The sequence below is a fragment of the Rahnella perminowiae genome, assembly GCF_019049755.1.
GTDB lineage: Bacteria > Pseudomonadota > Gammaproteobacteria > Enterobacterales > Enterobacteriaceae > Rahnella > Rahnella perminowiae.
In genome coordinates this window covers 1-12,995 of record NZ_JAFMOS010000505.1, presented here as the reverse complement: position 1 = coordinate 12,995, position 12,995 = coordinate 1, and the positions used below count along the sequence as shown (strand labels likewise).

General features: G+C 53.5%; 10 protein-coding genes. 7 read left to right on the top strand and 3 right to left on the bottom strand.

Translation table 11 applies throughout. The features are described 5' to 3' along the window. Nucleotides 1-79 precede the first annotated feature (79 nt). Nucleotides 80-1,384: an NAD(P)/FAD-dependent oxidoreductase gene (locus tag J1785_RS10520; protein ID WP_217157775.1), complete on the top strand. Its 1,305-nt coding sequence runs from the start codon at nt 80-82 to the stop codon at nt 1,382-1,384. Nucleotides 1,385-1,725: 341 nt separating this feature from the next. Beyond that, on the top strand, nt 1,726-2,262 hold the full coding sequence (locus J1785_RS10515) for a glycine zipper 2TM domain-containing protein (protein ID WP_129951819.1): 537 nt from the start codon (nt 1,726-1,728) through the stop codon (nt 2,260-2,262). 60 nt (nt 2,263-2,322) lie between these two features. On the opposite strand, the gene J1785_RS10510 is transcribed toward J1785_RS10515, so the two are convergent. Genes J1785_RS10510 through mfd form a run of 3 tightly spaced genes read right to left on the bottom strand, consistent with a single transcriptional unit; the run spans nt 2,323 to nt 7,356 of the window. Further along, the gene (locus J1785_RS10510; RefSeq protein WP_217219374.1) at nt 2,323-3,285 is read right to left on the bottom strand and encodes an XdhC family protein; all 963 of its coding nucleotides are present in this window, start codon (nt 3,283-3,285) and stop codon (nt 2,323-2,325) included. Then, entirely contained in the window at nt 3,272-3,886 is a 615-nt protein-coding gene (locus J1785_RS10505; protein WP_217219373.1) for a nucleotidyltransferase family protein, read from the bottom strand. The genes J1785_RS10510 and J1785_RS10505 overlap by 14 nt, the downstream gene beginning before the upstream one ends. Before the next feature lie 26 nt (nt 3,887-3,912). Continuing rightward, nucleotides 3,913-7,356 (bottom strand): transcription-repair coupling factor, encoded by a 3,444-nt coding sequence (gene mfd, locus J1785_RS10500; protein WP_217219372.1) that lies wholly within the window; start codon nt 7,354-7,356, stop codon nt 3,913-3,915. 238 nt (nt 7,357-7,594) lie between these two features. Here mfd and lolC point away from each other — a divergent pair, with 238 nt between their 5' ends. The 5 genes from lolC to pepT form a co-directional block, all read left to right on the top strand. Further along, nucleotides 7,595-8,797, top strand: a complete 1,203-nt coding sequence (gene lolC, locus J1785_RS10495; RefSeq protein ID WP_217219371.1) for a lipoprotein-releasing ABC transporter permease subunit LolC — start codon at nt 7,595-7,597, stop codon at nt 8,795-8,797. Beyond that, nucleotides 8,790-9,494 carry a lipoprotein-releasing ABC transporter ATP-binding protein LolD gene (lolD, locus tag J1785_RS10490; protein WP_129951814.1) on the top strand — a complete coding sequence of 235 codons (705 nt, stop codon included), beginning with the start codon at nt 8,790-8,792 and terminating at the stop codon, nt 9,492-9,494. Before lolC ends, lolD begins: the two co-directional genes overlap by 8 nt. Then, nucleotides 9,494-10,744: a lipoprotein-releasing ABC transporter permease subunit LolE gene (gene lolE / locus J1785_RS10485; RefSeq protein ID WP_217219370.1), complete on the top strand. Its 1,251-nt coding sequence runs from the start codon at nt 9,494-9,496 to the stop codon at nt 10,742-10,744. The genes lolD and lolE overlap by 1 nt, the downstream gene beginning before the upstream one ends. A gap of 48 nt (nt 10,745-10,792) precedes the next feature. Continuing rightward, entirely contained in the window at nt 10,793-11,620 is an 828-nt protein-coding gene (gene cobB, locus J1785_RS10480) for a Sir2 family NAD+-dependent deacetylase (RefSeq protein WP_129951812.1), read from the top strand. Between the two features lie 146 nt (nt 11,621-11,766). After that, a partial coding sequence (pepT, locus tag J1785_RS10475; protein WP_217219369.1) for a peptidase T occupies nt 11,767-12,995 on the top strand: 1,229 nt, incomplete at its 3' end.

Here is a 12,995-nt window from a genome sequence, read left to right as displayed (position 1 = left end):
AACTTAAGCAACCCTATGTAATATAAGGATAATATTTTTACTCTTATATAACAATTGGTTCACATTTGAGGGGGTCATTTTGACATCACCAGTGAAAAAAATTGTGATTATCGGCGGTGGCGCCGGCGGTCTGGAACTGGCAACCAGTCTGGGCCATAAACTTGGCCGCAACAAAAAAGCGGAGATCATTCTGGTCGATCGCAACCACAGCCATCTATGGAAACCTTTATTACATGAAGTGGCGACCGGCAGTCTGGACGATGGCGTCGATGCGCTGAGCTATCTGGCTCATGCCCGTAACCATGGTTTCACTTTCCAGATCGGTTCACTGACCAACATTGACCGCGAAAACCAGACCATCAAACTGGCTGAAATTTGCGACGAGAACGGCGAATTACTGGTGCCGGTGCGTGATATCGCGTACGACACACTGGTGATGGCGCTGGGCAGCACCTCTAATGACTTTGGTACACCGGGCGTCAAAGATCACTGCATCTTCCTGGATAACCCGCATCAGGCACACCGTTTCCATAACGAAATGCTGAACCTTTTCCTCAAATTCTCTGCCAGTTCCGATAAACAGAAGAAGGTGAATATCACCATTGTGGGGGGCGGGGCAACCGGCGTTGAATTGTCTGCCGAGTTGCACAATGCGGTAAAAGAACTGCACAGCTATGGTTTTGAAGGGCTGGACAGCGAAGCGCTGAATGTCACGCTGGTGGAAGCCGGTGAACGCATTCTGCCTGCCTTACCTCCGCGTATTTCTGCGGCGGCGCACCATGAGCTGACCAAACTGGGTGTGCAGGTTCTGACACAAACGATGGTCACCAGTGCTGATAAAAATGGCCTGAACACCAAGTCCGGCGAGTTCATCGAAGCAGACCTGATGGTCTGGGCCGCCGGGATTAAAGCCCCTGATTTCATGAAAGAGATCGCGGGCCTGGAAACCAACCGGATTAATCAGCTGGTGGTTGAGCCGACGTTGCAAACCACGCGTGACCCGAACATCTACGCGATTGGCGACTGTGCTTCCTGCCCGCAACCTGCGGGGGGTTTTGTGCCACCACGTGCGCAATCTGCACACCAGATGGCGTCCCGTTGCTTCGCCAATATTATGGCGCAGCGCAAGGGGCAGGGCCTGAAACCTTACGTCTATAAAGACCATGGCTCGCTGGTGTCTTTGTCACGCTTTAGCACTGTCGGCAGCCTGATGGGTAATCTGATGCGAGGCTCCATGATGGTCGAAGGCCGACTGGCGAGGCTGGTTTATATCTCGCTGTACCGCATGCATCAGATTGCGTTGCACGGTTACATTAAAACCGGTCTGATGATGCTGGTCGGTGGTATTAACCGGGTAATCCGCCCGCGTCTTAAACTGCACTGATTCCGGTCATCCCTCTTAGGGATAGCAGCAAAATCGTGACACACCTAAAAAGCCTGTTTACCGCAGGCTTTTCTATTTGCTGCGTAATCATTTCTCAACACGCATACGATCACGACCTCTTTATGTTGTCAGCTAAGAATCCTCCGAAACACTTCACGGGACAGGTCATTTTCCTCACTTACAGAGTTCGTCTTATTGTTTGCTTACGTTTGGGTGGGCAGACTTGACGATAAGTTTACAGACGGCGATTCACGCACGCCGGACCTCAGAGATAGGGCTGTTCGCTGAGGAGCGTCCCGGGAGGGTACGAATTGCGTGGTAACATTTTCGGAGGAAGTCCTGTGAACAAGTCAATGTTAGCTGGGGTCGGTATTGGTGTGGCTGCGGCGTTGGGCATTGCTGGCGTCGCGAGCATGAACGTCTTTTCGTCTGGCCCGCAATATGCGCAGGTTGTCAGCGCAACGCCAATCAAAGAGACCACAAAAACCCCACGTCAGGAATGTCGTAATGTGACAGTCACTCACCGCCGTCCTGTACAGGATGAGCACCAGATTGCCGGTTCCGTACTCGGGGCTGTAGCCGGTGGCGTATTGGGTCACCAGTTTGGTGGCGGTCGCGGACGTGATGTTGCGACAGTAGCCGGTGCACTGGGTGGTGGCTATGCGGGTAACCGTGTGCAGAGCAGCATGCAGGATAATGACACCTACACCACGCAACAGCAGCGCTGTAAAACCGTGTATGACAAAGAAGATAAAATGCTCGGCTATGATGTGACCTATAAAATAGGCGATCAGCAAGGGAAAGTGCGTATGGACCACGATCCGGGCACACAAATTCCGCTGGATAAAAGCGGTCAGCTGCAACTTACCCGTTCATAAACACGCGGTAGCGGTGAGAAATGAAAGCCTGAGGCGAACCTCAGGCTTTTTTTATACCGCTTACAGACCATTTTTGTGTTTGACGATATCCGCCATGACCGCCAGTGCAATTTCCGCAGGGGTCTTGCTGCCGATGTGTAATCCTACCGGCGCATGCAGGCGGGAAAAATCTTCCTCACTGAAATCAGCGATGCTTTGCAGACGCTCACGGCGTCGTGCGCTGTTGAGCTGCGACCCCATCGCGCCGATGTAAAACGCGGGTGTATTCACCGCTTCCATCAGTGTCAGGTCATCCATTCGCGGATCGTGGGTCAGCGCCACAATCGCAGTATTCGCATGGCAGTTTTGCTGTTCGAGATATTTTGCCGGGAACTGTCTTTCCAGCCGGATATCTGATTTCAGTCTCGGTAAGAAATTTTCCAGCACGTCGTCCCGGCATTCGCAGACCACGACTTCAAAGCCCAGGGCGCAGGCAAAATCGGCGCAGTAAAGTGCCACACCCGACAGACCGGCGATCAATAACCTTGGGGGTGCTGCCAGATGCAGCGTGATGCAATTGCCGTCGCGCTTGATTTGCGTCGCATGATAATACTCAGCGGGTGCCAGATGATCACAGGCGGCAGGCGGCGTGATGGATTTGCTGAGCGCATAATGCCCGGCAAGTGCCATTCCCATACGTTGCAGATAACCGGCATTACCGGCAGTCGCCGGTAAATATTCGACCAGCACGTCCAGCGAACCGCCGCACGGCAACGCAATGTCGGGCGTCAGTCCTCCTTCGCCATAGTGCACGATCTGGCTCGGTTGCCGGTATTCACCCGCGGCAATACGCTGTAAAAAATTCTCTTCGACACAACCGCCGGAAAGCGATCCGCAAAAATGCCCGTCGCGTGTCGCCGCCATCAGAGCGCCCGGCGCGCGCGGAGAAGAACCGTACGTGTTGAGTACGGTGCAAAGCCATACTGGCTGATGTGCCAGCCAGGTTATAGCCTGGGAAATAACTTCATTATCAAGATGCTGCATGCTGATTTAGGTTTGAAATAAACAGGGGCGGGGAAAGTTGCGCCGGAATATCAATATCTGTGATTACGGCAGGATGGTTGAAATCCAGGCGCAACATACGATGGCTGCGGAGCAGTTCACGTGCGCCGTTGTCACCGCGTAAGAGCCGAAGTTTTTCACGCATTGGCTGGGCAAAACCGACAGGATGCCCCGGTTCATTTTGCCAGTACGGGCGTACGATCATCTCCTGGCGCAGGCGATCCGCCACGGCGGTGAAAACTTCAGCGGTGACAAAAGGCATATCGGCCAGATGGATCAGCCAGCCGTCCCAGCCCGCCGTAGCATGCACACCCGCGGCTATGGATTCGCCGGTGCCGGCGCTGCTGATGAGCGTGAACGGTATTCCCTCACACAAACAACATGTCTGAACCGGCCGGTTTTCAGGGCGGGTGACCACATGTACCGGCAACCGGCTCGCGCACGCCTGACGCAACGTTGCCTCAAAAACAGTGACAACGTTTCCTGCTGTCTTTTGCAGGCGTGCATTCAGTTTATTTCCTTCACCACCGGCGGCGATAAACCGGCTCCCCGTACCCGCGGCGAGAAGAATAATACCTGCCATTTTGCATGACTTCCTCTTGTTCATTTTCAGATCAGATGTTCTGTAAACTCACCCAGCATGTCACCGACAAACTTCAGCCGTTTCGGACGATCAGTCAGATCTAACATAAATTTCAGTTTTGCCGGGCCGTCCAGACGATAAACTTGCGGTTGTTTCTGTAACAGACCAATCAGGAAGCCCGGATCGACACGGTTCTTATCGCCAAACTCAATGAATCCGCCGCGCTCATTACCTTCAATGCGCCGGATGCCCAGCTCTTTGGCTTTCAGGCGCAGTACGGCAATCTGCAACAGATTGCGCGCACCGTCCGGCAAGGTGCCGAAACGGTCAATCAGCTCAACGCGCAGTTCATCCAGCTCTCCCTCTGTTTTCGCACTGGCGATACGTTTATATAACGACAGGCGCGTATTCACATCAGGAATGAAATCTTCCGGCAGCAACGCAGGCATGCGCATTTCAACTTCGGTCTGGCTGGTGGTTAAATCCTCCAGCGACGGCTCGCGGCCTTCTTTCAACGCGTCGACAGCGTTTTCCAGCAACTCCATATACAGCGAGAAACCGATGCTGGTCATCTGGCCACTCTGGCCTTCACCGAGCAGTTCGCCTGCGCCGCGGATTTCAAGGTCGTGCGTCGCCAGCGCAAAACCGGCACCCAGGTCTTCCAGCGAGGCAATGGCTTCGAGACGCTTATGTGCGTCCGTCGACATCGCTTTCGGCGGCGGCGTCAGCAGATATGCATACGCCTGATGGTGTGAGCGGCCCACACGACCCCGCAGCTGATGCAGCTGTGCCAGACCAAAGTGGTCTGCACGCTCAATAATAATAGTATTGGCGGTCGGGATATCAATACCGGTTTCGATGATAGTGGTACACACCAGGACGTTGAAACGTTGATGGTGGAAATCATTCATCACACGTTCGAGGTCGCGTTCACGCATCTGGCCGTGACCGATAGCAATGCGAGCTTCCGGGACCAGTTCCGCCAGCCGCTGCGAGGCTTTTTCGATATTCTCCACATCGTTGTAAAGATAATAAACCTGCCCGCCGCGCAGAATTTCACGCAGGATTGCCTCGCGCACCACCAGGCTGTCGTATTCGCGCACAAAGGTTTTGACCGCCATACGTCGCGCAGGCGGCGTGGCGATAATCGACAGGTCGCGCATGCCACTCATTGCCATGTTCAGCGTACGCGGGATAGGCGTTGCGGTCAGGGTCAGAATATCCACGTCGGCACGCATCGCCTTGATGCGCTCTTTATGACGCACGCCGAAACGGTGTTCTTCATCAACAATTAACAACCCCAGATCTTTCCAGCGCAGGTCACTTTGCAGCAGTTTGTGCGTACCGATAATAATATCGACTTTGCCTTCTACTGCGTCTTCCAACACCGCATTTTGCTCTTTCGCACTGCGGAAACGGGACATCATTTCAATACGCACCGGCCAGCTGGCGAAACGATCGCGGAAATTATCAAAGTGCTGTTGTGCCAGCAGCGTGGTGGGTACCAGAACAGCCACCTGCTTATTGTTGGATACCGCAAGGAAAGCCGCGCGCATCGCCACTTCGGTTTTACCGAAACCGACGTCGCCGCAGACCAGCCGGTCCATCGCCAGCGGCTGGGTCATGTCAGTCAGTACAGCATTAATGGCCTGTGCCTGATCCGGTGTGGTTTCAAACGGGAAAGCCTGACAGAACAACTGATACTGTTCTTTGTCGTGTTTAAATGCGAAACCACTTTTGGCTTCGCGCTGGGCATAGATATCCAGCAGTTCAGCGGCGACGTCGCGCACTTTCTCCGCCGCTTTCTGCCGCGCTTTCGACCAGGCTTCACCACCGAGTTTATGCAGCGGCGCGCTCTCATCTGCGCCACCGGCATAGCGGCTGATGAGATGCAGCGATGACACCGGTACATAAAGTTTGTCTTCACCGGCGTAGGTCAGGATCAGGTATTCGGCAGTAATACCGCCAGTTTCCAGGGTCGTCAGCCCGAGATAACGCCCCACGCCATGCTCAACGTGTACCACCGGTTGGCCGGGTCGCAGCTCGGCGAGGTTACGGATCAGTGTATCGGTATTGATTGACCGGCGGCTGTCCTGACGGCGGCGCGCCACGCGTTCACCGAGCAAATCGCTTTCGCAGATCAGTGCCAGCTGTTTACCGGCATCGAGAAAACCGCGTTCAGAGGCACCAATCATGATGTAACGACCGGCGGTTTCGGCTTGTTCAATGCGGGTGATCAGCGTTGGCATCAGTTTGATGCGCGCCAGCAAATCCTGAAGCGTTTCGCGGCGGCCTTCGCTTTCTACGGAGAATACCAGGCTGCCGGCAAAGGATTCATTGAAGCGCCGCAAATTATCCATCGGCGCTTTGTTCTGGGGCTGAACGGATAAATCGGGCAGTTTTTCGTAACTCAGATTGGTGTTGGCAGCTTTTTTCGGCAGTGAATCAGTACGCAACTGAATACGTGGCCAGGCTTTAAGCTCGGTATAAAGCGACTCCACGCGCAGCCACAGGTTTTCCGGTTCAAGCAGCGGACGCATCGGATCAACGCGGCGGCTTTCGTAACGCTGGCAGGCGTCCAGCCAGAAGCGCTCGGCAGCGGCTTCCAGATCGCCGGTATTCAGCACCAGTGTGTTTTCCGGTAAATAGCTAAACAGTGTGGTCAGCGGCTGGCTGAAAAACAACGGTTGCCAGTATTCGATGCCGGCAGGAAAGGTTCCTTTGCTGACCTGCTGATAAACGTGTTCTGCATCGCGGCGCACTTCAAATTTCTCGCGCCACTGGCTGCGGAACAACTCGATGGCATTTTTATCGGTTGGAAATTCGTGTGCAGGCAGCAGATTGATGTGTTCGACTTCAGTCAGCGTGCGCTGACTGTCCACATCAAAAATGCGCAGGCTGTCGATTTCATCGTCAAAAAAATCAATACGATAGGGTTCTTCGCTACCCATCGGATACAAATCAAGCAGGGCGCCACGGGTCGCAAATTCACCGTGCTCCATCACCTGATCCACACTGCGATAACCGGCCTGTTCCAGCTGTGCACGCAGTCTATCCCGGGAGAGCTGCTGACCTTTCTTCATCACCAGTGCGTGGCCGTGCAGGAATTCGTGCGGGCAGACTCGCTGCATCAGCGTATTCACCGGCAAAATAATAATGCCGCGCTTCATAGCTGGAAGCTGATACAAACTGGAAAGACGGGAAGAAATAATTTCCTGATGTGGTGAAAAACTGTCGTAAGGCAGCGTTTCCCAGTCCGCAATACTCAGGACTTTGTTATCAGTAAACTGTTGAATTTCATCGCGCAGGCGCAGGGCATTTTGCATATCAGGGGCAATCAGCAGAACCGGGCCTGTATGGCGTTCACTGATTTGTGCACATTCCAGCGCACAGGCGGAGCCCGTAAGCTGGCCTAACAGGCGGGTGTCGCCCGGACGTTCAGGCAACGAATAACGATAATCTTGAGACATAGGCTGTTTTGAGTTCTCGTTTTGGCGGCTGTCGGAGGCCAATTAGCAGACCGTATCTTGCTTTGCAGAAGTAATCGCGGTCAACCCGTTGACGGTATAAAAGGGTCAACGGCGTCACAAAGTTAAACCGATTACTTTGGGTTAATGGTTCCATAAAGCGGTGCTAGCCTTTATTATCCTTGATCACTTTAGTCTGCGCCACGCACTTATTTGCGGCCAAGCATTTAAAACGGATGTTATGTATCAACCTGTCGCGTTATTTATCGGTCTGCGCTACATGCGCGGACGTGCTTCGGACCGCTTCGGGCGGTTTGTCTCCTGGTTATCCACTATTGGCATTACCCTCGGGGTGATGGCGTTAGTGACCGTGCTGTCAGTGATGAACGGTTTTGAGAAAGATCTGGAAGGTAACATTCTGGGTCTGATGCCACAGGCGTTAATCACCACGCCGGGAGGGTCTCTCGACCCTCAAAAAATCACGCATGAACAAGTCTCGGCGCTGAAAAGCGTTAATAGCGCTGTGCCACTGACCACCGGTGATATCGTGCTGCAAAGTCCCGGCAGCGTCGCGGTGGGGGTAATGCTCGGTGTGGATCCTGACCAGAAAGATCCGCTGGCAAAATACTTAATTGGGGTTGCCCAGCAGGAACTTCAACCCGGTAAATACAACGTGATTCTTGGCGATCAACTGGCGCAACAGTTAAAAGTGCGTCGCGGCGATCAGTTACGTCTGATGGTCACCAGCGTCAGCCAGTTTACACCGGTCGGTCGCGTCCCGAGCCAGCGCTTGTTCAATGTTATCGGCACCTTCTCCGCCAACAGCGAAGTGGATGGTTACCAGATGCTGGTCAATATTCAGGATGCCTCCCGGCTGATGCTGTATCCGAAAGGTAACGTGACCGGCTGGCGTTTGTTCCTCGACAAACCACTGGATGTCGACAGTCTGAGTACGCAAAAACTGCCTGACGGTGCCAGCTGGAAAGACTGGCGGGAACGTCGCGGCGAATTGTTCCAGGCGGTGCGCATGGAGAAAAATATGATGGGGCTGCTGCTGAGCCTGATCGTCGCCGTCGCTGCGTTTAATATTATTACGTCACTGGGACTGCTGGTGATGGAGAAACAAGCCGAAGTAGCCATTTTGCAAACGCAGGGCTTAAGCCGCCGCCAGATTATGGCGCTGTTTATGGTGCAGGGTGCCAGTGCAGGTGTGATTGGCGCATTGCTCGGGGCCGTGCTGGGTGTGGTGCTTGCCACTCAGCTGAATACGATTATGCCCGCTATCGGGCTGATGCTTGATGGCGCATCGCTGCCGGTCGATATCGAACCGGTTCAGGTAGTGGTCATTGCGCTCGTCGCGATGGTCATCGCTTTATTATCTACGCTTTATCCTTCCTGGCGCGCTGCTGCCACCCATCCCGCAGAGGCTTTACGTTATGAGTAATTCTTTATTATTGCAGTGTGAAAACCTCTGTAAGACTTATCAGGAAGGCAAAATGCACACCGATGTGCTGCGTGACGTAAGTTTTGCCATGCAGCCAGGTGAGATGATGGCGATTGTCGGGACGTCCGGTTCCGGCAAAAGTACGTTACTGCATTTGCTGGGCGGGCTGGATTCCCCGACGTCCGGTGAAGTGATTTTCAAAGGTCAGTCGCTGAACGGCATGTCTTCATCGGCGAAATCAGAATTGCGCAACCGTGAACTGGGCTTCATCTATCAGTTCCACCATTTGCTGCCGGATTTCACCGCGCTGGAAAACGTGGCGATGCCGCTGCTGATCGGCAAAAAGAAACCCGCAGAAGTTCAGGAGCGGGCGATGGCGATGCTCGAAGCGGTGGGTTTGCAACATCGTAGCAATCACCGTCCTTCCGAGCTTTCCGGCGGTGAACGCCAGCGCGTGGCGATTGCCCGTGCGCTGGTGAATAATCCGTCGCTGGTGTTGGCCGATGAACCCACCGGTAACCTTGATCAGCGTAATGCCGACAGCATTTTCGAACTGCTCGGCGAACTGAATATGCGTCAGGGAACAGCATTTCTGGTGGTGACGCATGATCTGCAACTTGCAAACCGCCTGACGCGTCAGTTGGAAATGCGTGACGGCAAGCTGCAACAGGATTCGATGTTGCTGGGAGCGAAGTAATGTCAGGCATCCCGTTTTCATTATTGATTGGTCTGCGGTTTAGCCGTGGCCGCCGTCGCAGCGGCATGGTGTCGCTGATTTCGGTGATTTCAACCTTAGGCATTGCGCTGGGTGTGGCAGTGCTGATCGTCGGCCTCAGTGCCATGAATGGTTTTGAACGTGAGCTGAAAGAACGTGTCCTGGCGGTCGTGCCGCACGGCGAGATCCGCCCGGTCAATCAGCCGTTCAACAACTGGCAGGATGTGCTGGATCGTGTGGAGAAAGTGCCGGGAATAGTGGCGGCAGCGCCCTATATCCAGTTCAACGGCCTGATTGAGCACGGAGCCAAACTGCGTGCCATTCAGCTGAAAGGCGTTGACCCACAGAGTGAACCGCGCGTCAGTGCTGCGCCGAAATTTGTGCAGAATAATGCCTGGCAGAGTTTTAAAGCCGGTCAGCAGCAGCTGATCCTTGGCAAAGGCGTGGCGGATGCCGTGGGCGTGAAACAGGGCGACTGGGTGACGGTGATGATCCCGAACAGCGACCCGGAGATGAAGCTGTTACAGCCAAAACGTATTCGCCTGCAGGTAGCTGGTATTTTGCAGCTCAGCGGACAACTTGATCACAGCCTTGGCATGGTGCCTCTGGCCGATGCCCAGCAATATCAGGATATGGGCAGCAGCGTGACCGGTATTGATATCAAAGTGAACGATGTCTTTGCCGCCCAGAAACTGGTGCATGATGCCGGGAAAGTGACGCAGGCTTACGTTTATATCAGCAGCTGGATCGGGACGTATGGCTATATGTACCGGGACATCCAGATGGTGCGCGCTATCATGTATATGGCGATGGTGCTGGTGATTGGCGTTGCCTGTTTTAATATCGTCTCGACGCTGGTGATGGCAGTAAAAGATAAAAGCAGTGATATCGCAATTTTACGCACTTTGGGTGCAAAAGACGGCCTTATCCGCGCGGTCTTCATCTGGTACGGTTTACTGGCAGGCCTGGTGGGCAGCGTGGCGGGGGTGGTGATCGGCGTGATCGCAGCTTTACAGCTGACGAATATCGTCAATGCGTTGCAAAAACTGACCGGTCATCAGTTCCTGTCGGGCGATATTTACTTCATTGACTTCCTGCCTTCTGAAGTTCACTGGCTGGATGTGGCGGGTGTACTGCTCACTGCGCTGGTACTGAGTCTGCTGGCAAGCTGGTATCCGGCACGCCGTGCAAGTCGTATCGATCCTGCCCGCGTACTCAGTGGCGGCCAGTAATCTATTTAAACGAAGTTTTAATCAGACACAGAGAGTAAGGAGCATTTCATGCGCACACGTCATCGTCTGTGTCGGTTTCGCAAAAATAAGCGTATTCGCCATCAGCGATTCCGGTCAAATATCTTCCACCGGGATTCGATGGCGGCTGCATCGCTGAAGAAACCGTTTGTTGTGGTGCTGACCGGCGCAGGGATTTCCGCCGAATCGGGCATTCGTACTTTCCGCGCTGCCGACGGGTTGTGGGAAGAACACCGTGTCGAGGATGTGGCGACGCCGGAAGGTTATCGCCGTGATCCTGAACTTGTGCAGCGTTTTTATAATGAGCGCCGCCGCCAGTTGCAGGCTGAAGATCTCAAACCTAACGCCGCACATTCCGCGCTGGCCACGCTGGAAGAAGCACTCGGCGACAACTTCCTGCTGGTCACACAAAATATCGATAACCTGCACGAACGCGCGGGCAGTTCACGTGTTATTCACATGCACGGTGAATTACTGAAAGTGCGTTGTACACAGTCAGGGCAGGTGCTGGACTGGCCAGGCGATCTGACTGTGGATGACCGCTGCCATTGCTGTCAGTTTCCGGCACCGCTGCGCCCGCACATCGTCTGGTTTGGGGAAATGCCTTTTGGTATGGACGAAATTTACGATGCACTGGCTAAGGCCGATTTCTTTGTCGCTATCGGTACGTCAGGCCACGTTTATCCGGCTGCCGGATTTGTTCATGAGGCGCGCATTGGAGGGGCCTGTGCTGTTGAGCTGAATCTTGAGCCGAGTCAGGTTGAAAGTGAATTTGATATGAAGCACTACGGACTGGCGAGCCAGATCGTCCCGGAATTTGTCCATAAGTTCCTGACTAAGAAAGACCAGGCCTGGTGAACACCAGGCTTTTTTTACTGTTCCCGCCAAAAAATTGCGCCTGCCCCAAAGACATATCTCGTTAAACTTGGTGAAAAATGACCTGACGCAATATTCAGGGTTTTCATGCTGCGCATAATAAAACCCAGCCGCCAGAGGATATCCCAATGAATAAGTTGCTTGATCGTTTTCTTCATTATGTTTCTTTCGATACTCAGTCTAAGCCCAATGTTAAGCACACGCCCAGTACTGAAGGGCAACTCAGGCTGGCCCAGGCCTTGCGTAATGAGCTGACTGAACTGGGTTTTTCGCAGGTTACGCTCAGTGATAAAGGTTGTGTAATGGCCACCTTGCCGGGCAATGTCGCCTGGAATGTGCCGGTAATCGGTTTTATTTCCCATCTGGATACCGCACCTGATTTCACAGCGAAACATGTCAATCCACAGATTGTAGAAAATTACCGTGGCGGAGATATCGCGCTGGGTAATGGCGATGAAATATTATCGCCGGTGATGTTCCCGGTATTACACCAGCTTCTCGGCCATACGATTATTACTACGGATGGCAAAACGTTGCTGGGGTCTGATGATAAATCCGGTATTGCTGAAATTATTACCGCGATGGTCCGGCTGAAAAACAGCAATATTCCCCACGGGCCGGTACGCATTGCCTTTACGCCGGATGAAGAAATCGGCAAAGGTGCGCAGAGTTTTGATATTTCGGCCTTTGGCGCGCAGTGGGCTTACACCGTCGATGGTGGTGGCGTGGGCGAACTGGAGTTTGAAAACTTTAACGCGGCCTCGGCCACTATTAAAATTGTCGGCAACAACGTACACCCGGGCAGCGCCAAAGGGGTGATGGTAAATGCATTATCACTGGCAACCCGTTTTCACAACGAACTGCCGGTGGAAGAAACACCTGAACATACTGAAGGTTACGAGGGTTTTTATCACCTGACGACCATCAAGGGCAATGTTGAACGCGCAGAAATGCATTACATCATCCGTGACTTTGACAAGACGCAGTTCGAAGCCCGTAAGCAAAAAATTATCGATATCGCACATGTGGTCGGCAAAGGCCTGCACCGCGACTGCTATATTGAAGTGACGCTCGACGATCATTATTACAATATGCGCGACAAAGTGGCCGAGCATCCGCACATTATTGCGCTGGCGCAGCAGGCGATGAAAGATTGCGATATTGAGCCAGTCATGAAGCCAATCCGCGGCGGCACTGATGGCGCCCAACTTTCTTTCCGCGGTTTGCCTTGTCCGAATATTTTTACCGGCGGATATAATTTCCACGGTAAACATGAATTTGTTACGCTCGAAGGGATGGAAAAAGCCGTCTCGGTGATTATGCGTATTGCGGAACTGACGGCGAATAAATCTCAATA

Excerpts from the sequence above, each read along its gene's own strand:
- J1785_RS10510 (WP_217219374.1), bottom strand. The coding sequence starts at position 3,285 with ATGCAGCATCTTGATAATGAAGTTATTTCCCAGGCTATAACCTGGCTG.
- J1785_RS10505 (WP_217219373.1), bottom strand. The coding sequence starts at position 3,886 with ATGGCAGGTATTATTCTTCTCGCCGCGGGTACGGGGAGCCGGTTTATC.
- mfd (WP_217219372.1), bottom strand. The coding sequence starts at position 7,356 with ATGTCTCAAGATTATCGTTATTCGTTGCCTGAACGTCCGGGCGACACC.
- lolC (WP_217219371.1), top strand. The coding sequence starts at position 7,595 with ATGTATCAACCTGTCGCGTTATTTATCGGTCTGCGCTACATGCGCGGA.
- lolD (WP_129951814.1), top strand. The coding sequence starts at position 8,790 with ATGAGTAATTCTTTATTATTGCAGTGTGAAAACCTCTGTAAGACTTAT.
- lolE (WP_217219370.1), top strand. The coding sequence starts at position 9,494 with ATGTCAGGCATCCCGTTTTCATTATTGATTGGTCTGCGGTTTAGCCGT.
- cobB (WP_129951812.1), top strand. The coding sequence starts at position 10,793 with ATGCGCACACGTCATCGTCTGTGTCGGTTTCGCAAAAATAAGCGTATT.